Source organism: Elusimicrobiaceae bacterium (genome assembly GCA_017528825.1).
Lineage (GTDB): Bacteria > Elusimicrobiota > Elusimicrobia > Elusimicrobiales > Elusimicrobiaceae > Avelusimicrobium.
The window spans coordinates 1-20,150 of sequence record JAFXOI010000031.1 but is presented as its reverse complement, the minus strand read 5'-3'; the positions used below and the strand labels follow the sequence as shown (position 1 = coordinate 20,150).

Below are 20,150 nucleotides of genomic sequence, written 5' to 3'. Positions count from 1 at the left end.
ATAAAAAAGGAATTCGTTTTTATTCTCTTCCTTAATGTTAAGCCGGGGTGTTGCCGCTAAAGTCGGGTTCTTTCTCTTCGTCGGGGCAGATAGATTTTTCGCAACGGTTGCGGAAAGCGCACGTGGCACAATGAGAGGTATCCGGCTCAAATTGTTCGGCTTCTATTTTCTGCCCCACTTCTATAAACTTGCCTAAAATTTTAGCCTCGTCAAAGGCTTCAAACGGTGCGCTGACCACTTTGTCAAAAGCCGTAAAATAAAAACTGGCTTTTCCTTTTTTTATGTTCCACGCGCGTTGCGCGCCGATGGCATAAATGCCCATTTGCAATGAATCGGTAATTTGCGCTTCCAAATCAATGTCGTCGCCGGTTTTATAATCAATCACTTCCCAACTACCATCAGGATGTTTATCGGTACGGTCAATTTTGCCGCGCAGGGTCCATTTGCCTTCGGTAAAAATAAACTCACGCTCCGTGCTGTCCACCGTCGTTTTGCGTGCATATTCCCGCTCGGCATATTTTTCCAGTTGTTGTTTTCCCTTGAGGTAATACTCCATTTGCTCGGCCGCACTTTTATAACCGGCTCCCAACCAGCAATCATCATAATAGGCTAACAATTCAGAAGGGTCATTGCTATGGCGGTGGTACTGCTCCAATGTACGATGTATAGACACTCCTAGTGACGAGGCCGCCACCAGCCCTTCTTTGCGGCCGTCTATGTATTTGTACTTATACAAGAGCGGACACTCTAAGTAGGTTTTGATTTTAGAAAAATTTAGTTCATGTACATCGTTATACATTTAGGCCGCCTTGTAGCGCAAAAAATGGACGAGGGTGTCCCCGTATTTTTCCTGCCGGTAAATTTCCAAATTCTCCGGCACCGCGAAATTCTCTGTTTTATGCGTTTGCAACACAATAATTCCTTTGGGTGCCAACAATTTAGCTTCCGCTACATTTTTAAGGGCCGGCTCGGAAAAAGATAACATTTTATTGTTCAAGTCGCGATACGGCGGCCCCATGAAAATGATGTCATAGCCCTCATTATCACTATAGGAAAGCAAAAAGTCCAGCGGTTTTAAGATATCCGCTTTGATCACCCGCGCGCGATCTTCAAAACCCAAATGTGCCAAATTGCGGTGTATGTTTTTAATACAGGCAGGTTCCCGATCTACCGACACCACTCTCACCGCTCCGCGCGAAAGAGCTTCCAGCGATACATTGCCGGTACCGGCGAACAAATCTAGCCACATGGCCCCCGTCAAACGCGGCCGCAAAATATCAAACACAGACTGTTTGATACGGTCTGAAATGGGTTTAACAGGCAATTTTTTAGACACAGAGAAAATACGACGTCCTCGTGCAGTACCGGCAATAATACGCATAAAAACTCCTTATAGTTGAGCAATCCCTTCCTTAATGGCATAGCGCACCAGCTCAGCTTGTTTATGAATATTCAGCTTACGCATAATGTTATTGCGGTGCACGTGAATGGTATTTAAGGATAAGTTAAATGTTTTGGCAATTTGTTTACTGCTGTACCCCTCGGCAATTAGTTGCAATACTTCTTTCTCTTTGGGGGTAAGTCCGGTGCCGTCGCGTCTGCGCGGAGAGGTTTTACCCAAAAACCCCTGCACAATGTACTTAGACACTTTGCTGCATAGATAAAAACGTCCGCCGGCTACTTCGCGAATAGCATCTACAATTTCATCGGCCGTAGATACTTTAACAATAAATCCTTTAGCTCCGGCTTTGAGCGCTTTTTCTACGGAAACGCGGTCGTCATACATGCTAAGCATCACTACTTTGGCTTCCGGTTTAAGTTTCATCAATTGGTGAGTGGATTCAATACCATTTAATACCGGCATAGAAATATCCACCACATATACATCCGCATCATGGTTAGCCGCCCATTCCACCAATTCCTTTCCGTTGGAAATTTCGGCCACCACTTCCATATCCTTGCCCTTGCGCTCTAGCACGGCACGTACGCCGTCACGCACAATGGCATGATCATCCGCTAATACTACTTTTATACTCATCGATTTATCTCCCCGTATACGATCTTGGGACACGTCACTTCTACCACCGTGCCTTTTCCAAGTTCGCTTTTAATTGTAAATTTACCACCCAAATAAGCCACACTATCCCGCATGGAAAGTAGCCCCACATGGTCTATTGAGCGTTGTTTGTTTTGCTTAAATCCTTTTCCGTTATCGGTAATGCGTAAAGTTACTTCTTTTACTCCGCGTTTGATATAAATATCCATTTTCGTAGCTTGGGAATGTTTCAAGATATTGTTCAAACTTTCCTGCGCCACACGGTACAATACGATTTTCACTTCATCAGACATCTTTAACTCATCATCTGCCTCAAAGTGAAACGAGGGCTTAATGTCACGGTAACGGGTGACATTTTCTACCATATCCCGCACGGCCTCGGCCAATTCCACCGTCTCTAAATTGGGCGGCCGCATACTCACCACAATGTTTTTAATACGCTCAATACTGTCTTTGATTTGTTTATCCAAAGCGGCAATATCTTTCAGAGCCTGCGCTTGGTCTTGCGTACTCACGCTGTCTTTAACCATACTGAGCAGAGAAGTCAAAATAACCGCCGAAGAACCGATTTCATCATGCAAAGCCGAGGATAATTTGCGGCGTTCTTCTTCCCGTGCCATAAGCAACACTTGCGGAAAAGTGCGCCGACCGACTTCTTTCAAAAAACGGGTATGATGATATTCATAGGCCCAATCGGTAATGTTTTTTACCAAACCCAACACACTGCCCACTTGACCTTTTTGATCCCGCAAAGGGATGAGTGTCGTTTGGAAAAAACAGTTATTTTCCCCCTGACAAGCACTCCACTCATAGCTGATCACTTCTCCGGCAGCCGCTTTTTGATGAGCCTGTTCATGCACCGGTTGCGCCAAGTCTACTTCCACTTGCGCGGCAGCTCCTTTTGGCGTACCGAAAAGAAACACCTGCCGATTATGTGTATCGGCAATATACACCAAGTCATATCCTTCCACCCCTTGTTCCTTAAAGCAAGCAAGCGCTGGGCTATCCGGTACAAAACGGGCGGTTTCCCCGCACTCGGCCGGACACGAATAGACACAAGATTTCGGTTTTTTGGATGAAGACATACCAGGCCCCCCGATTATAGATAGATTTTACTATTTTTTTGAGATTACAGATAGCAAATTTTCAAGCTCACTCCTGCCGATTAGATTAAATTCCCCTCTTGCAACCTATTCTCATACTTACTTCACCGACTGTTTTTCCCTTCCTACAAAAGGGTTATATAATGTAGTGCGAGCCTAAACTGTAAAGGCAGACAAGTTTTGTATAATAAAAATATGCGTTTAATCCGGAATATTTTATTCTCTAAATTTTTTATTTTTTTCCTGTTGATAGTCTTGTTTGCCTCTATCATAGGGGGCGCTGTATTTATGCGTTATATTTTTTCCGGCATTCCACCCGTGTATGAAATGGAAGAATATACCCCTTCGCTGACTACCAAAGTATTCGACCGCAACGGTCAACTCATTCATGAATTTTCTATTGAAAAACGCAGTATGGTGCCGCTAGAGGAAATTCCGGTAGATCTGCAAAACGGCGTAGTAGCCATGGAAGACAGAGATTTCTTCCAACATGCAGGTTTTTCCGTGCGGGGTATTTTCCGCGCCTTATGGCAGGACTTACGCACTCGCCGTGCTTCCCAAGGGGCCTCTACGCTGACTCAGCAACTTACCAGAGGCGTTTTCTTAACCCAACAGAAAAAACTGATTCGAAAAATACGTGAAATTATTTTGGCCGTTCAAATCGAATATAGCTTTAGTAAACCCGAAATTTTACAGCTTTATCTGAACGAAATCTATTTAGGCAGCGGTGCGTACGGAGTCAAGGCAGCGGCAAAGCGGTATTTTAACAAAGACCTTTCCGAACTGACCACCGGTGAATCTGCTTTATTAATCGGCCTAATTCCTTCACCGGGTAACTACAATCCGTTTGCCAACCCCGAGCGCTCCAAAATGCGGCGCGATCTCGTGCTACAGGTTATGTATGACCAAGGATATTTAGACAAAGAAGCGTTGGAAAAAGCCAAAGCCGAACCGCTTCCTCAAAAAGAACCGTCTGCACAAGGAGACAAACCGGCCTTGTACTTTATTGAACATATCCGTCGTATCCTAGAGCCCAAATACGGCACAGAAACCTTATGGAAAGGCGGCCTCAACATTTACACGACCTTAGACTTAGACCAACAGATCCAGGCCGAGCAAATTATGAATCAAAAATTGTTGGAGCTGGATGCTGTTATTGCCAAAGGTATGGGCATTGAGATAGACCCAAACGATGCCGAGGCCGACACCCGCAATCTTTCGGAAGAAAATGCCGAAAACACCCCGCGGGAAGACTACCCGAGATTGCAAGGTGCGTTCTTAGTGCGTGATGTAAAAACCGGAGCCGTGCGGGTGATGATCGGCGGGCGTAGTTTTTCTGACAGCAAATTTAACCGCGCCACGCAAGCCTACCGCCAACCGGGTTCCTCTTTCAAGCCCTATGTTTGGATGGCCGCTTTGCAACAAGGTTATACTCCCGCTACTTTGGTCAAAGATTTGCCAACTATGTTTTATTTTGACGGACGCAACTGGCATACGTTTGATGAGAATGCCGATTTATATTCTTTAGATTTAGCTTCACAATCGTTTATCGGCAACAAATCCTTTAACGTTTGGGTGCCCCAAAACTATGGAGGTCGCAGTGATGGCTGGATTACCATGCGCCGCGCCTTGGAAAAATCCAAAAACTTGGTGGCCGTCAACCTTATTGATGCTATTACCCCGCAACGTGTCATTGACGTAGCGCGTAAGGCCGGATTGACTGCACCGCTTCCCAATGTACCGGCACTGGCGTTAGGGGTCAGTGTAATTAATATGGACGAACATTTAGCCGCACTGTCTACTTTTGCCAATGGCGGCATTCACACCGATAATTACTACATAGAACGGGTGGAAGACAACAATGGGCGCATCTTGGAAGAACATATTTCCCAAGAAAAAGAAGCCTTCTCTCCGCAAGATTCGTATTTACTCATTAACATGATGAAAGGGGTCGTACAGCGCGGTAGCGGCACGGCAGCCAATCGGCTTGGGCGTCCTATCGCCGGAAAGACCGGTACTACACAGAGCCATCGTGATATGTGGTTTGTGGGCATGACTCCGCACACCGCCGCAGCTGCTTGGATGGGTTATGATGATGATACCTCACAAGAACAATATCATTGGACCGGTAGCACCACGGCACGCTGGTGGACAGATATCATGGAGCAGATTTTAAAAGAGGAACCGACGGATGATTTCCCGGTACCGGAAGGGATTTCTTTCTCCTATATTAACCCCACTACAGGCAAATTGGCCACCCCCACGGACCCAAATAAATTTTTAGAAGCTTTCAAAAAAGGTACCGAACCGTCCAGCTTTTAGAGGTACATCATGGTAGTATCTAAGGCCGCACTTTCTTTTTTCTACGGGCTGCCCAACGCCAGCGCGGCGGGATATTTTGCGGCCAAAACATATTCGGCTGCCGGCAAAAGCATATTATATTGGACCGATACAGACCTGGAAGATTTTGCGCATGCGGTGCAAGAATTTGCCCCCGAAAACACTCAGATTTTGGTCTTTCCGGAAAATCCGTTAGGGCAGATGGCCGCCCTACATACTTTGCTCACCGCTTCTTCTGTCTATGCGGTAGCGGCTCCCTATAGCCAATGGCAAGCCGCCCTGCCAGCTCCGGCCGATTTCTTATCCCACACACTCACCCTTCATTGCGGGGACACTTATAGACGCAGTGAACTGGCTGATTTTCTACAGCAACAAGGATACACCCGGGAAGATTATACAGAAAACGCCGGCCAATATGCGTTGCGTGGCAGTGTGGTAGATATTTTTCCGCCGGGGCAACCCCTGCCGCTACGTTTGTATTTTGCCGGGAACCGTATTGAAACGATTAGCCAGTTTGATATGGACACACAAAATACAACTCGGACTCAAGAACAAATTACCTTGATTCCGCTGGTATTTAATAATCGGCCTGCCACCTTATCTGACTATACTGCTAACGCCCAATGGCTACTGGATAATCCACCGGCAGAACTGGACTTATCTTCCTTGCAAGGAGCAGTTATTTTAAGTCAATTCCCTACTCAACAAGGCATGGATTGCGGCTTCAAAGCTAACATCGCTTTTCACGCTAATTTCAATTTATTAGACCAAGAAATAGTTTCTCTGCAAAAGCAAGGCATCAATCCGATTATTACCTGCTTAAACCGCGGGGAATTGGACCGTTTTCAAGAAATTTTTCAAGACTATCCCCATCTAAAAAATTTGCCGCTTCACATCTCCGCTTTAGCACAAGGATTTTACCAGTCTGATGAAAAGGTGGCCTATATTACTTCCTCGGAAATTTTGAACCGGCACTACCGTCCTCAATCCGTTCTGAAAAATTTTACTCTTGAAAACACCCAAAAAGTCCGTTTCCAAGAATTGCGCCCCGGCGACTACATTGTGCACCAGAACCACGGTATCGGTAAATATTTGGGACTGGAGATACTCGATAAAGAAAATAATCCCACCGATTGTTTAATTATTGAATATCGCCGCGGCAGTAAATTATATGTCCCTATGTATGATTTCAAACGGGTACAAAAATATATTAGTGCCGGCGGCAAAAAACCTTCCCTTTCTGCCTTAGGGGGCACCGCATGGAAAGATATTAAAAAACGCGTAAAAGAAGAGGCGCAAAAAACAGCCCAAGAAATCTTAAAATTAGAAGCACAACGTCAAGCCGCCGGAGCAGAGGCTCTGACCGGAGATATACGCTTAGAAGAAGAATTTGCCGATTCTTTTCCCTTTACACTTACTGCCGGGCAACAACAAGCTATTACCGATGTATTGCAAGATTTATCTCATAACCGCTCCATGGACCGTGTCTTAGTAGGGGATGTGGGCTTTGGGAAAACAGAAGTAGCCATGCGCGCGGCTTTGCGGGTAGTTACCAGCGGCAAACAAGTCATGATGTTGGTGCCCACTACTATTTTAGCGGCTCAACATTACAAAACATTTACCAAACGTATGGCCGGTTTCCCAATTAATATACAAATGCTGTGCCGTTTCCAAACGCCCAAAGAACAAAAAGAAATTGTCCAACAAGTCAAAGATGGTGTTTGCGATATTATTATCGGCACACATCGTTTACTTTCTAAAGACATTGATTTCAAAAATTTAGGGTTTGTAATCATTGATGAAGAACACCGCTTTGGGGTAAGGCAGAAAGAAAAAATTAAAGCCAAATGCGCCGGGGTACATACCTTAATGCTGAGTGCTACTCCCATTCCGCGCACGCTAAACCAATCGCTGTCGGCGCTGCGAGATATTTCTTTAATCGATACCCCTCCCCGCGGGCGCACCCCTATCAAAACGGTTGTAACCGCTTGGAATAATGAACTGGCCGGCGCTGCCATTACGCAGGAACTGGCTCGCGGCGGACAAGTCTATTATGTGTATAACAGCGTGCAAAGTATGGAAAGCCGCTACTTACTGCTTAAAAATTTAGTTCCTCAGGCCCGCATTTGTATGGCCCATGGGCAAATGAAAGAACAAGATTTAGAGCAGACCTTGTGGGATTTTAACAATGGCAAGTATGATGTTTTGTTGGCCTCTACCATTATTGAATCCGGCATTGATATCACTAACGCCAATACCTTAATTGTAGAAAACGCTCAAAACTTTGGGCTGGCCCAGTTATATCAACTGCGCGGACGCATTGGCCGCGGAGATAAAAAAGCCTATTGTTATTTATTTCATCCGGATTGGTTGTTCAAAAAACCGGCCGCTGTGGAAGACAATTACGCGCAATTATTAGCCATGCCCTACAAAGCTCCCAAAGAGCAAGATCCTACCGAAGAAGCCAAAAAACGCCTGGCAGCGCTGATGGAGTTTAGTGACTTGGGAAGCGGCTTTAAGCTGGCTTTGCGCGATATGGAAATACGCGGTGCCGGACAATTACTAGGCGTTAAACAGCACGGTTATGCCAATGAAGTGGGGCTGAGCTTGTACTGTGATTTAATTGCAAATGAAGTGAAAAAACTTAAAGGACAACCCGTACAACGCAAACTCAATGCTACCGTCAATTTACCACTGGCGGCTTATATTCCACCTGATTATTTGCCCGATGAAAGCCAACGGCTCAAAACCTATAAAGAATTAATTGGGGCCGAACCGGAGCGCGCCGCGCAAATTTTACAGAAACTAGCCGATTTCGCCGGGCCTATTCCGCCGGAACTACTTAATCTAAATCGTATTTGTCAGCTCTCCCGCAGAGCCGGTAACTTACAGATTTACCAAGTAGAATATATGGCTCCGCAGGTGGAGTTCTTATTCACTCGGGACTTTCAAATGCCGCCCCAACTGCCGCAACTGTTATTAGAAAAATACGGCCCCCAGTTACAGTTTGTCAAAACACGCCACGCGGACGGCATACGTTTGCAAGTACCGCCGCATACGGACCCCGTGAGCCTAGCCGAACAGGCCCTTGCATTTTTTGAACATATCATAAAACCGAAAATGCTATAGTATAAATATGAGAGTTTTTTACATTGTTTTTATCCTGCTTGGGATGCTAGCGGCCTGCGATAAACCACAATCGCCCGTTTTACCCCAAACACCTCAAACACAGAGCACCCCTCCGCAAGAAGAAGTGCTGGCTTGGGTGGAAGAAGATCCTATTACTCAGCAACAAGTAGCCTTTCGCTTGCAACAATTAGACCAGGAGGATGTGAATTTTGCACAAAGCCAAACGGGTCAACGCCATTTTCTCCAATTACTCATCCGTGAAAAATTAGCCTCTTTAGATGCCCGTGCCAAACAGTTGGACAAATCGGATGAATATACGCGAGCCTTGGCTGATAAACGCGCACAATTACAAGAAATTTATCAACAATATGCCGAACAATTACTCCTGCATTTATGGGAAGATCAACTTCGCCAAACCGGCATATTAAACATTAGTGACGAAGAAATTGCGGCTTATCACAAAAAGTATCCGTATGAGATGACGATTAAACAATTAATTTTGGATGATGCCCAAACCGCCGAAGAAGTATGGCGCCAACTTAAGTCTTCCAAAAGTCGTTGGAAGGAATTAGAAAACCGTTATTCCATCGCTCCGCAACAAAGCAAAAGAAAAGAAATCTCTTTTATGCCCGGAGAATTTATACCGGAACTGGAAGTCATTGCCGCCAATTCTGCGGTAGGGAGCGTACAAGGATTTGTCAAAACATCCCAAGGATTTCATATAATAATGAAAACAAAGGAACGGCGTCTTTCTTTACAAGAAGCCGCTCCGCGCATTCGCAGCGTACTGGAACAACAAAAAATGGATGCGCTGTTGCAGGACTTACAAACAAAATACAAGGTGATTATTTATGAACAACACAACTAAATGCTGGCTGCCCATTTTGGGCCTCTGCTTGGCCATCGGCGCACAAGCAAAAGTGATGGATTCTTCCGTTGCTACGGTCAACGGCCAACCGATTTTGGCCTCCGAATATGACAATTATTGTCAAAACGTCATAGAACAATATAAAGCCAATGCGCCTCAGGTGCTCGAGCAACCCTATGCTACAGACTTGTTATGCAAAGAAGTGCTCAAAGATTTAATTTCTAAAGAATTACTTTCTCAAGCCGCTCAAGAGGCTAAAGTGCAGGTGAAAGATTCTGAATTAGAAGAAGGTTTGACTGAAATAAAAAACCGCTTTATCATCGACGAAAAAGGACAACAAGATCCGAAAGGTGCAGAAAAACGCTTTAATGAAGCGCTTAAAAAACAGCACATGACCTTGAAGTCTTATAAAGAAAAAATCAAAAAAGAAATTGCGGTTAAGAAATTATTGGAAACCCAAATTCAAAGCACGGTTAAACCGGTAGAAGAAAAAGATGTAAAAGGACTGTATGACGATGTACAAGCGGTACTGAAAAAACAGACCAAGACTTTGAAAAAATTGGAAAAAGAAAATCCGGCCCGTTTGCAAGAAGCCCAAGCAATTGCCGCCAAACTAGCCCAACTTACCGCCGAACAAGTGCGGGTAGGACATATTTATTTAGCTGTGACAAAAGATATGTCTGCCGAAGAAGCCAAGAAAAAAGAAGAATTGGCAAAACAAATCAAAAAGGAACTGGACGGCGGCATGGAATTTTCTGCCGCAGTTAAAAAATACACCGAAGACCAAGCGGCTTTGGCCAGCGGCGGCGATATGATTTTAATTAAGGGCATTGCTCCCAAAGAAATTGATGCCGCAGCCTTTACCTTGGCCGTAGGTAAAGTAAGCGCACCCATCAAAACCGAGGTAGGTTGGCATATCTTAAAGATCAAAGAAAAGAGAGCCAAAAAAGATGTCTCCTACGAAGATATTGCGAAAGACTTGGGCCAATACTTGGCTCAACAAAAAATCCAAATAGCTATGATGGAGTATGTCAATGGCTTAGCGGACAAAGCAGATATCAAAGTAACCAAAACTTTTGAAGTAGATAAAGAAATTGAAAAAGCAGTCGCGGCCCGCGCAGCGGAAGACGCCAAAAAAGAAGCTGCTGAAGAGAAAAAATAATTTCACACAAACGACTTGGCGGCCCTATTAACAGGGCCGCCTTTCTCTTATGACAAAACCAGTAATACTAATCAGCGCCGGCGATCCGTTAGGCATCGGCCCGGAAGTAACTGTGAAGGCCTTGCAACACCCGTCCCTGCGGCGGGTCTGTACGCCAATTATCATAGGAGAAATAAATTCTTTGCGTGCGGTCGGTTGGACCGAAAAATTAGCCCCACTGATAGCGCTGGAATCCGCCCTGCCAAAACCACATCGGATTGGTCCGTCCGCTTGGGGAGGAACCCTCTCTTTCAAAGCCGTACAACTGGCCTGTAAATTAGCCGCTCAGCGTCAAGCCGCTGTGGTTACAGCTCCTATTTCGAAGCAAAGCTGGGCCTTGGCAGGTGTTCCTTTTACGGGGCATACTGAATTCTTGCGCAAGTATTACGGACCAAATGCCCTGATGATGTTTGTCAGCGGAAAATTATGTTGCGGGCTGGTTAGCGAGCATTTTGCCATCGGCGATTTGCCGACCTTACTGACCCGCCAAAAAATTGTCCAAGCAGCCCGTCTCTTGCACGCCGCTTTACAACAACGCGGGCATAAAAAACCTCTGATTGCGCTAAGTGGTCTTAATCCGCACAATGGAGATAATGGCCAATTCGGCCGCGAAGAAATTACACGCATTCTGCCGGCAGTTCGTAGCCTGCGACAAGAAGGTCTTTCGGTGCAAGGTCCTTTCCCCATTGACAGTCTATGGACCAAACACCTGCACGGTCAATTTGATGGCATTTTATGCATGTACCATGACCAGGCTCTTTTGGGTCTTAAACTGGCCGCCCGAGAACCTATCGTACATATCACCGCCGGACTGCAAATCACACGCACCTCTCCTACGCATGGCACTGCTTTTGACATCTCTGGCCAAAACAAGGCCGATCCCAGCAGTATGATTGCCGCCATTTTAGAAGCGGTTCATTGATCTAAAGCATCTAAACAATTCCTTCCTCATCTACTCTCTTATTTTGTACAATAGATGTATATGCGGATTTTTCGTTTTGACGAGTTAGATTCTACCAACACCTACGCCAAACGTAATTGTTCTTTATTAACTGATCGTACCGTTATTTGTGCCCGCCGCCAAACCGCCGGTCGGGGCCGCCTCAACCGCACCTGGCTTTCACAAGAGGGCGGTTTATATTTTTCCGTGGTACTCAAACCCCAAAAGACCGATTTTCTGGCAAACTTAACGCAGTTAATGGCCTTGTCGGTATGTAAAAGCATACAGGCACTGGGGGTACCTGCCCACTTGAAATGGCCCAATGATGTACTGGTAAATGACAAAAAATTATGTGGGATTTTAAGCGAGGCAGTAACGGTACAAAATACATTTCAAGCGCTGGTATTAGGAGTAGGCATCAATGTACGTCAAAAAGACCTAAGCCACGTCGGACAACCCGCTGTTTCGCTGGCAGAACTGAGCATAAACACCGAGGAAGAAATCCTTTTGCATCAGATTTTAGATTGCTTTTTTGCTTCCTATGAAACGGTCCTGCTAAACGGGTTTTCCGTGATTCGTACTGATTATTTGAAGGTTTTTCCTTATATCGGTAAACAGGTAGAAATCCGACATGGAATAAACCCCGCACACGGTACAGTACAAACGATTTCGCCCAACGGAGAGCTGGTGTTGCAAACAGCTACCGGGCAAGCAATTATTTCGATAGGAGATATGTGTCTATGAGTGAAAGTTTATTAGGACAAAGCCTCAGCATTACCGTAATTGGTATGTCTGTTGTGTTTGTCTTTTTGCTTATTTTGGTAGCACTGATGAACGGCATGAGTTTATTAGTGCAAGCATTGGAAAAATATTTTCCGCAGGCAGTGGCCCAAACGGCTTTGCCTGCCGGCAATAATCAAACCTTGGTGGCCATTGCTATTGCGGCCGCTAAAAGATTTCAATCTAAATAAAAGAGGAAACTATGAAAAAAATTAACTTTATGCTTACTGCGTTTCGCGACGGATTTCAATCAGTCTACGGAGCGCGCGTCTTAACCAAAGACTTCATGCCCGCTGTGGAAGCTGCCCGTCACGCCGGCATTAATCATATGGAATTTGGCGGTGGTGCACGTTTTCAGGCCTTATTTTTCTATTGCAATGAAAATGCGTTTGATATGATGGACACCTTCCGCAAAACCGCCGGCCCGGATGCCAATTTGCAAACCTTGGCCCGCGGTGTGAACGTAGTAGGATTAGACAGCCAATCCTCTGACGTCATCAAAGCCCACGCGCAATTATTTGCCAAACATGGCACTACTACCATTCGCAACTTTGATGCCTTAAATGATGTGAACAATTTAATCTATTCCGGAAAATGCATCCACGAAGCTGGACTTAAACACGAAGTTTGTGTAACCATGATGTCACTGGCCCCCGGCTGGGACACCACCGGCAAAATCCACAACGAGATTTTCTATGAAAAAATCTTACGCTCCATTTTAGATTCCGGCGTGCCGTTTGATTCCGTGTGCTTCAAAGATGCGTCCGGTACTTCTACCCCGACTACCGTCGGTCGTACCATGGCCATGGCGCGCAAACTCTTAGGTAAGGATATGAAAATTGTGTTTCATACCCATGAAACGGCCGGCAACTCTATCGCTTGCTGTTTAGCCGCTATTGAAAACGGTGCCACCTCGTTGGACTTGTCTATGCAACCCGTTTCCGGCGGTACGTGCCAACCCGATATTTTGACGATGTGGCATGCCTTGCGCGGTAGCGAATATACTTTGGATATTGACCCGAAGAAAATTCAAGAAGCGGAAAATGTGTTCCAAGACTGCATGAAGGATTATTTCTTGCCGCCCGAGGCCACCAAAGTTAATCCGATTATTCCGTTCTCCCCCTTGCCGGGCGGCGCACTCACAGCCAATACACAAATGATGCGCGATAACGGAACCTTTGACAAATTCCCCGAAGTTGTAAAAGCGATGGGTGAATGTGTGCAACGCGGTGGATTTGGTACTTCCGTAACCCCTGTTTCACAATTTTATTTCCAACAAGCCTATGCCAATGTGATGTTTGGCCCGTGGAAGAAAATCACCGAAGGTTACGGCAAAATGGTACTCGGTTATTTTGGCAAGACACCGGTAGAAGCAGATCCGGAAATTGTCAAAATTGCCGCTGAACAATTGAAAATGGAACCGACCCAAAAGACCCCGCTTGAAATCAATGATGCTAACCCGAAGAAAGGCTTAAAAGTAGCCGAGGCCAAACTCAAAGAAGCCGGCTTGCCGGTTAATGAAGAAAATGCCTTCATCGTAGCTACCTGTGCCGATAAAGGTATTTTGTACCTCAAAGGCGAAGCCAAAGTCAACGGTGTACGCAAAGTAACCAAAAAAGTGACCGGAGACAGTTGCAAGGTAACCGTAGACGGTACCGCTTACAATGTATCCTTTGAAGGGGACAATGTGGCAGTTGTCAACGGAAAACGCTACAATATCGGCGTAGGTGCGGCTGATGCAAAAGCGGCCGCGGCTCCTGCGGCCAAAGCAGCTACGGGTGGTGCCGGTACCACGTTAAATTCTCCGTTGCCGGGTGCGGTACTTCGTTTATCTGTAAAAGACGGAGATAGCGTGGCCGAAGGCCAAGAAATTATGGTGCTGGAAGCCATGAAAATGGAAACGGTGGTCAGCGCTCCTGCCGCCGGAACGGTACATTTTCTGGTCAAACAAGGCGACCAAGTACAAACCGGTCATCCGTTGGCAGAGATTAAATAAGAGGACACCTTATGGACATCATGCAAGCATTAACTCAAATTTGGCAAACCACAGGTTTGTATGCCATTTGCTGGCAACAACTGGTGATGATTGCGGTCTGCTGTTTTCTGCTTTGGCTCGGGATTAAAAAACAGTTTGAACCGCTCTTGTTAATCCCTATTGCTTTTGGTGGATTACTGGCCAACATTCCCATGCCGCCGGGCGAAGCGATTGCCGGTCCGAACGGCTTTTTGGGTATTATCTTTAACTTCGGTATCAACTCTGGCTTATTCCCGCTGTTTATCTTTATGGCAGTGGGAGCCATGACCGATTTTGGTCCGTTAATTGCTAACCCGAAAATGGCTTTGTTGGGCGGAGCGGCACAGTTTGGTATTTTTGCCACGCTGATTGGCGCAATTGGTTTGTCTTATATTTACATTGGCGACAAACAAATTTTCGCCTTCGGGCTTAAAGAAGCGGCCTCTATTGGTATTATCGGCGGGGCGGACGGTCCGACGTCTATTTATTTAACCTCGCGTCTGGCACCGCAACTATTGGGTTCTATTGCCGTGGCGGCCTATTCCTATATGGCACTAGTGCCGGTGATTCAACCGCCGATTATGAAGCTGCTGACCACCCCCGAAGAACGCAAAATCCGCATGACGCAACTGCGCACAGTTTCCAAACGGGAAAAGATTTTATTCCCGTTGGCTATTTTGTTATTATGCGTTTTCTTGTTGCCTTCTGCCGCGCCGCTTATCGGTTGTTTGACATTTGGGAATCTGGTCAAAGAATCCGGCGTAGCGGAACGGTTGTCTAAAACCTTGCAAAACGAATTTTGCAATATCGTTACGATTTTGCTCGGTTTATCAGTCGGCTCCAAGTTGCAATATGACCATTTCTTAGTGACCGAAACACTTGGTATTTTGGTACTGGGCATTATTGCTTTCTCCGTGGCGACCGCGTCCGGTGTATTACTGGCCAAACTGATGAACGCCTTTAGTAAAACTAAAATCAATCCGCTCATTGGTTCTGCCGGAGTATCAGCCGTACCGATGGCCGCGCGTGTATCCAATAAAGTCGGCTTGGAATATGACAAAAATAATTACCTGCTCATGCATGCTATGGGCCCCAACGTCGCCGGCGTGATTGGCAGTGCAGTAGCGGCCGGTGTGCTCTTGGCACTACTGGGAAAATAAGAATTATTTACCGTAAAAAAACCCTGCTCCACAGAGCAGGGTTTTTCTATAATTGGCGGATTTAATTAATGACATAATAGGTGCCATCTACTTTAGTAGATTTACCACTTAACGCTTTGCAAATTTCTTCACCTGCCGCTACATATCCGCGACAATAAACACCGGATTTATCTGAAAAAATACGCAAGGAATAATAAGAGTCTGCCGGCAATCTATTGCCAATTCCGATTACGCCGGTTGTATCGGTTTTACTAGTTGCACGTGCGCCATATTGAAAAGACTTGCTCTGTTTACGAGCCATATTGCCGTAGGTGGAATCTTCACCGCGGACTTCAATATCCAAATCAGCCAAATCCCATGTATATTCCCCATTAGCCATATAATAACGCCTGTTGGCATCTGCAATAGAACGAACTAATATCAAAGCTTCAGCCGCGCGAGACTTCTCTACCGCACGAGTATATTGCGGCAAAGCAATGGCAGATAAGATCCCGATAATTAAGACCACCACCAGCAATTCTATTAATGTAAATGCGCGTTGATTCATTTTTAGTCCTCTTGGATATAGTATATAGGTTATATTAAAAATTACCAGTTATTTTGTTATTTTTCTGGAACACATACTCGCTAATGTACACTTCTCACATTGCGGTTTGCGGGCCGGACATATACTACGCCCGTGTAAAATAAGCGCAATGGCAATCCATCCCCAGTACTCATAGGGAATAATTTTTGTTAAATCCTGTTCAATCTTCACGGGGTCTGTTTGTCGCGTCAGCCCTAACCGAAAGGCCAGACGTTTGACGTGTGTATCCACCACAATGCCGGCAGGCTTCTTGAAATAATCCCCCAGCATCACATTGGCCGTCTTGCGCGCCACACCGCGCAGGGTAAGCAAATCATCCATATTTTGAGGCACCTCTCCGCCATACACCTCACAAATACGCTTGGACATTTCTATTAGCGACAGCGCTTTGCTATGGTAAAACCCGGCCGAATGGATGATTTTTTCCACGTCGGGCAATTTGGCTTTAGCCAAATCGTACACAGTAGGATATTTCTTGAATAAATGCGGAGTAATGGTGTTCACGCGCGCATCGGTACATTGTGCCGATAAAATGACCGCGCACAACAGCTCCCATGCACTTTTATGATGTAGCGGAATAATATGTTCAGGGTATAATTTTTTGAGTGCCTTAATCAAAGGCAAAACATCTTTCTTAGCGGGCATACGTGCTCCGTAGTTTACTCCACCCATAGGCCAACAATAAGAAGCCTACATTGAGCAAAATAATCGTTGCGCCCGACGGGATATTAAACAAGAAAGATAAATATACGCCTCCCCACACGCTGGCCAGTCCCGCCATACACGCTATACATAATACTTGCTTAAAGGTACGGGCCAGCAACAGCGCCGTTACCGGCGGTAATACAATCAGCGCAGACACTAAGAAAATTCCTACCACTTTCAGCGCCAGCACAATAGCCAGCGACGTAAACAAAATAAGTCCTGTCTGCAAACGTTTAACAGCTACGCCGCGGGTACGGGCAAAAGCTTCATCAAAACTGGCCGCTAATAAATCACGATAGAAAAACAACAAAAATCCAACTAAAGCCACAAATAATAATGCGCACGCAAACACCTCGGTACGCGCCACTGTTAAAATACTGCCAAATAAAAAGCCGAATAAATCTGCATTAAATCCACCGGCAAGCGCCGTCAGTAAAATCCCGACAGCCAGTCCCGCCGCACTAACAATACCGATGGCCGCATCTCCATAGACTTTAATTTTTTCCATAATTTGCAAAATGCCCAACGAAGCCAACAATACCACCGGCATCGACATATACAACGGACTGGTGTTTGTTAACAATCCGAGTGCCACCCCGGTCAAACACACATGGCTAAGTCCGTCCCCAATCAAAGACAATCGCTTGAGTACTAAAAATACTCCCAGTAATGCACACACCAACGCCACCAAAGACCCGGCTACCAGTCCTCTTTGCACAAAACCATAACTTAAAAATTCGCTAATCATGATGTGCTCCTGTGCAATGCTGTAAATCATGACCGTGTACACAATGCATTCCCAGCGGACAAGCCCCGTGGTCATCGTGTAAATGATCCATCATATGTTGGGCAAAAGGGCCTAACTTTTCGGCTACTTTTTGAGAGTGGCAAAATTGCTCTTTATCGCCAAAGAACACCAGCTCTCGGTCGATATACATAAATTTAGAGATATATTTGCCGACCTCGCCCGTATCGTGCGTGATGAGCAAAATGGTGACGCCGTGTTTTTGGTTCAACTCCCCCAGCAGTGCAAAAAACATCTCACGGCTACCGGCATCCAAAGCGGTGGAAGGTTCGTCCAAAATCAGCAGTTCCGGCCGGCTTACCAAAGCACGCGCCAGCAGTACCCGTTGTTGTTGACCGATAGATAAATTTGAAAAAATTCGGTGAGCTAAATCTTGCGTGTGGGTCAGTTGCAGGGCTTGATGAACAGCTTGTAAATTTTCTGCCGTAGCTTCTTTGTGCACGGTATCGTAACACAACCCCATAAGCACCACTTCTTCGACAGAAATAGGAAAACGCGCCTGCGAAACAGGACTTTTTTGTGCTAAATAACCTATCTTTTTCCAATCCGAAAATCGGTCCTGCGGCGTGCCAAAGAGTTTAATGATACCTTCGCCTTTTTCCAAACCTAAAATCAGTTTCAGCAAAGTGGTTTTCCCGCCGCCGTTAGGGCCGATTACACCCACATAATCGCCCGCTTGCACGCGAAAAGAAACCTTTTCCAACACCCATGTTTGATTATATTTGAAACGCAAGCCACGGGCATGAATTACGCTTGGCATTGTAATCCCTCTTGCAAGTTTTTCAGATTACGGCGCATATACGTTTCGTAGCTGACGCCCTTTTCAAAATCTTCTTTACTGACGTCTTCTATCGTATATAAAGGCAAAATATGTACATGTGTTTCTTCCGCCACCGTATGCGCTAGTTGCGGCGAAACCATTTCTTCGGTAAATACCGCGTGCAGCTGGTTTTTGCGCACAAAGCGCACCAAGCCTGTTAACTTAAGCACCGAGTGTTCCCCTTGATGACTGGTACCGCTTAAGGCTTTTAGATTGAGTTGATAGGTATCGGCCAAATTGCCAAAAGCCAAGTGCCCTACATGCACCAAGTCGCGGCTTTTACATTGGCTTAGTCCGTCCAAAAAATCGGCATGCAATTGTTGAATTTGTTTTTCGAATTGACGTAAATTTTGCTTGTAGTAATTTTTATGCGCCGGATCTGTTTTGGACAAGGCTTTCTCTATGCGTTGTGCCATAGATAAAGCGCCGTACGGAGTCATCCAAACATGCGGGTCATCTTCGGTATCTACCGGACCGGACGCCAAGGCATTTTCACCCGACAATCCTTGTAAAATATCCTTTACCCAGGGCTCCACTTGCTGCGATACGTACACAAACAAATCCGCTTTTTCTACGGCGATGATGGCCCCCGGTGTCGGTTCAAAGCTGTGTGCTTCCGTGCCGGCCGGCACGAGCATAGTCAGCTCAGCCTGCTCACCGGCGATTTCACGCGTGAGCGAATACGGGACGTAGCCGGACACGACTACGTGTAATTTTTCTCCGTCGATAGACGGTTTCACAGGGCCTTGCGGCCCGACTTCGCCGGCAAAATACCACCAACAAATTCCACCTACAGCTATGAGCAAAACAAAAAGAATGAATAATTTTTTCATTATTCTATTTTATCATTTCAGAAGCCATATCGTACCAATAACAAACACCCCCGGGAGTACCGGGGGTGTAAAATGATTTGACTCTCTTTTATACTAACAGTTTGGATAACACGGAGGATAGCCGTACTGGAATTCTTTCCATCGAGCTGAAAAAGGACTTGTTCTAGTACATACATATGTGGTTACCAACACACAGGGTTCATTATAGATACTGACATCCTTACATGCCTGAGCACCAGCCTCCCATCTAACCCCATCCTGTCTCACATATAGCTTCTCACCCACATCACTCTCTTTGGTACAACGGCTATGAGAAGTAGCCACAATCCCATCTGCTCCTGCATATGTGTAATAGCGGTTACTATTTTCTATCCAGTCCAAACCTGGGACTTCACAAGTAATATTGCGTGTACAATTGTTGCACGTAGAATCCCCAGCTATCGTTCCCATACGATAACGATGTTCTCCATAGCCACTAACCCCCTCTACATAACAGGTGTCCCCTGCTCGCGGATTTCTTCCATTATAACTATCCCTACATGCTACACAATGACAGTTACAAGTATTTCCTTCTACATACCAATAAGCCCATTCACTATCTCCACAAGAAGCCGGAGTATTGTCACAAGCACATTGACAAGTACTCGTATCTAAATGCTGTCCCGGTTGACAGGACTTTGTGTAGCACTTTGAAGAAGATTTATTCCAATATTGACAAACCGGAGCCGCCGTATTACAGCATTTTTCTTGATTTGGATTGTCTGAACAACTGTTGCCGCCGGTTCCCTCTCCGCACACTAAATACACCCC

At 45.7% G+C, this 20,150-nt stretch carries 19 protein-coding genes; 9 read left to right on the top strand and 10 right to left on the bottom strand.

Annotated elements, in window-relative coordinates:
* Positions 1-37: 37 nt before the first annotated feature.
* From IKN49_05650 to IKN49_05635, 4 genes are read right to left on the bottom strand one after another with little or no spacing between them, the layout of a single operon-like run.
* Complete coding sequence (locus tag IKN49_05650; GenBank protein MBR3632521.1) at positions 38-799, bottom strand: PD-(D/E)XK nuclease family protein; 762 nt, start codon at positions 797-799, stop codon at positions 38-40.
* A complete protein-coding gene (rsmD, locus tag IKN49_05645) occupies positions 800-1,381 on the bottom strand; it encodes a 16S rRNA (guanine(966)-N(2))-methyltransferase RsmD (GenBank protein MBR3632520.1) in 582 nt (193 codons plus the stop codon).
* Between the two features lie 9 nt (positions 1,382-1,390).
* Positions 1,391-2,038, bottom strand: a complete 648-nt coding sequence (locus IKN49_05640) for a response regulator transcription factor (protein MBR3632519.1) — start codon at positions 2,036-2,038, stop codon at positions 1,391-1,393.
* Complete coding sequence (locus IKN49_05635) at positions 2,035-3,141, bottom strand: sensor histidine kinase (GenBank protein ID MBR3632518.1); 1,107 nt, start codon at positions 3,139-3,141, stop codon at positions 2,035-2,037. The genes IKN49_05640 and IKN49_05635 overlap by 4 nt, the downstream gene beginning before the upstream one ends.
* A gap of 306 nt (positions 3,142-3,447) precedes the next feature.
* On the opposite strand from IKN49_05635, the gene IKN49_05630 reads away from it, so the two are divergent.
* The 9 genes from IKN49_05630 to IKN49_05590 are packed head-to-tail and all read left to right on the top strand — an operon-like array spanning position 3,448 to position 15,591.
* A complete protein-coding gene (locus tag IKN49_05630; protein ID MBR3632517.1) occupies positions 3,448-5,481 on the top strand; it encodes a PBP1A family penicillin-binding protein in 2,034 nt (677 codons plus the stop codon).
* Between the two features lie 9 nt (positions 5,482-5,490).
* A complete protein-coding gene (locus tag IKN49_05625) occupies positions 5,491-8,628 on the top strand; it encodes a DEAD/DEAH box helicase (GenBank protein MBR3632516.1) in 3,138 nt (1,045 codons plus the stop codon).
* Positions 8,629-8,635: 7 nt separating this feature from the next.
* Entirely contained in the window at positions 8,636-9,496 is an 861-nt protein-coding gene (locus IKN49_05620) for a peptidylprolyl isomerase (GenBank protein ID MBR3632515.1), read from the top strand.
* Positions 9,480-10,658, top strand: a complete 1,179-nt coding sequence (locus IKN49_05615; protein ID MBR3632514.1) for a SurA N-terminal domain-containing protein — start codon at positions 9,480-9,482, stop codon at positions 10,656-10,658. Before IKN49_05620 ends, IKN49_05615 begins: the two co-directional genes overlap by 17 nt.
* Positions 10,659-10,707: 49 nt before the next feature.
* Positions 10,708-11,619, top strand: coding sequence for a 4-hydroxythreonine-4-phosphate dehydrogenase PdxA (locus IKN49_05610; GenBank protein MBR3632513.1), 912 nt, complete (start codon positions 10,708-10,710; stop codon positions 11,617-11,619).
* Between the two features lie 60 nt (positions 11,620-11,679).
* Complete coding sequence (locus tag IKN49_05605) at positions 11,680-12,381, top strand: biotin--[acetyl-CoA-carboxylase] ligase (protein ID MBR3632512.1); 702 nt, start codon at positions 11,680-11,682, stop codon at positions 12,379-12,381.
* Positions 12,378-12,608 carry an OadG family protein gene (locus IKN49_05600; GenBank protein MBR3632511.1) on the top strand — a complete coding sequence of 77 codons (231 nt, stop codon included), beginning with the start codon at positions 12,378-12,380 and terminating at the stop codon, positions 12,606-12,608. The genes IKN49_05605 and IKN49_05600 overlap by 4 nt, the downstream gene beginning before the upstream one ends.
* An 11-nt stretch (positions 12,609-12,619) precedes the next feature.
* Complete coding sequence (locus tag IKN49_05595) at positions 12,620-14,413, top strand: hypothetical protein (GenBank protein ID MBR3632510.1); 1,794 nt, start codon at positions 12,620-12,622, stop codon at positions 14,411-14,413.
* Between the two features lie 11 nt (positions 14,414-14,424).
* On the top strand, positions 14,425-15,591 hold the full coding sequence (locus IKN49_05590; GenBank protein ID MBR3632509.1) for a sodium ion-translocating decarboxylase subunit beta: 1,167 nt from the start codon (positions 14,425-14,427) through the stop codon (positions 15,589-15,591).
* Between the two features lie 61 nt (positions 15,592-15,652).
* On the opposite strand, the gene IKN49_05585 is transcribed toward IKN49_05590, so the two are convergent.
* The 6 genes from IKN49_05585 to IKN49_05560 form a co-directional block, all read right to left on the bottom strand.
* Positions 15,653-16,138: a prepilin-type N-terminal cleavage/methylation domain-containing protein gene (locus IKN49_05585; GenBank protein ID MBR3632508.1), complete on the bottom strand. Its 486-nt coding sequence runs from the start codon at positions 16,136-16,138 to the stop codon at positions 15,653-15,655.
* A 48-nt stretch (positions 16,139-16,186) separates the two neighbouring features.
* Positions 16,187-16,822 carry an endonuclease III gene (gene nth / locus IKN49_05580; GenBank protein ID MBR3632507.1) on the bottom strand — a complete coding sequence of 212 codons (636 nt, stop codon included), beginning with the start codon at positions 16,820-16,822 and terminating at the stop codon, positions 16,187-16,189.
* The gene (locus tag IKN49_05575; GenBank protein MBR3632506.1) at positions 16,812-17,630 is read right to left on the bottom strand and encodes a metal ABC transporter permease; all 819 of its coding nucleotides are present in this window, start codon (positions 17,628-17,630) and stop codon (positions 16,812-16,814) included. The genes nth and IKN49_05575 overlap by 11 nt, the downstream gene beginning before the upstream one ends.
* The gene (locus IKN49_05570) at positions 17,623-18,447 is read right to left on the bottom strand and encodes a metal ABC transporter ATP-binding protein (GenBank protein ID MBR3632505.1); all 825 of its coding nucleotides are present in this window, start codon (positions 18,445-18,447) and stop codon (positions 17,623-17,625) included. Before IKN49_05570 ends, IKN49_05575 begins: the two co-directional genes overlap by 8 nt.
* A complete protein-coding gene (locus IKN49_05565) occupies positions 18,435-19,340 on the bottom strand; it encodes a zinc ABC transporter substrate-binding protein (protein ID MBR3632504.1) in 906 nt (301 codons plus the stop codon). Before IKN49_05565 ends, IKN49_05570 begins: the two co-directional genes overlap by 13 nt.
* Positions 19,341-19,433: 93 nt before the next feature.
* The coding region (locus tag IKN49_05560) for a hypothetical protein (protein ID MBR3632503.1) at positions 19,434-20,150 on the bottom strand (717 nt) is incomplete at its 5' end.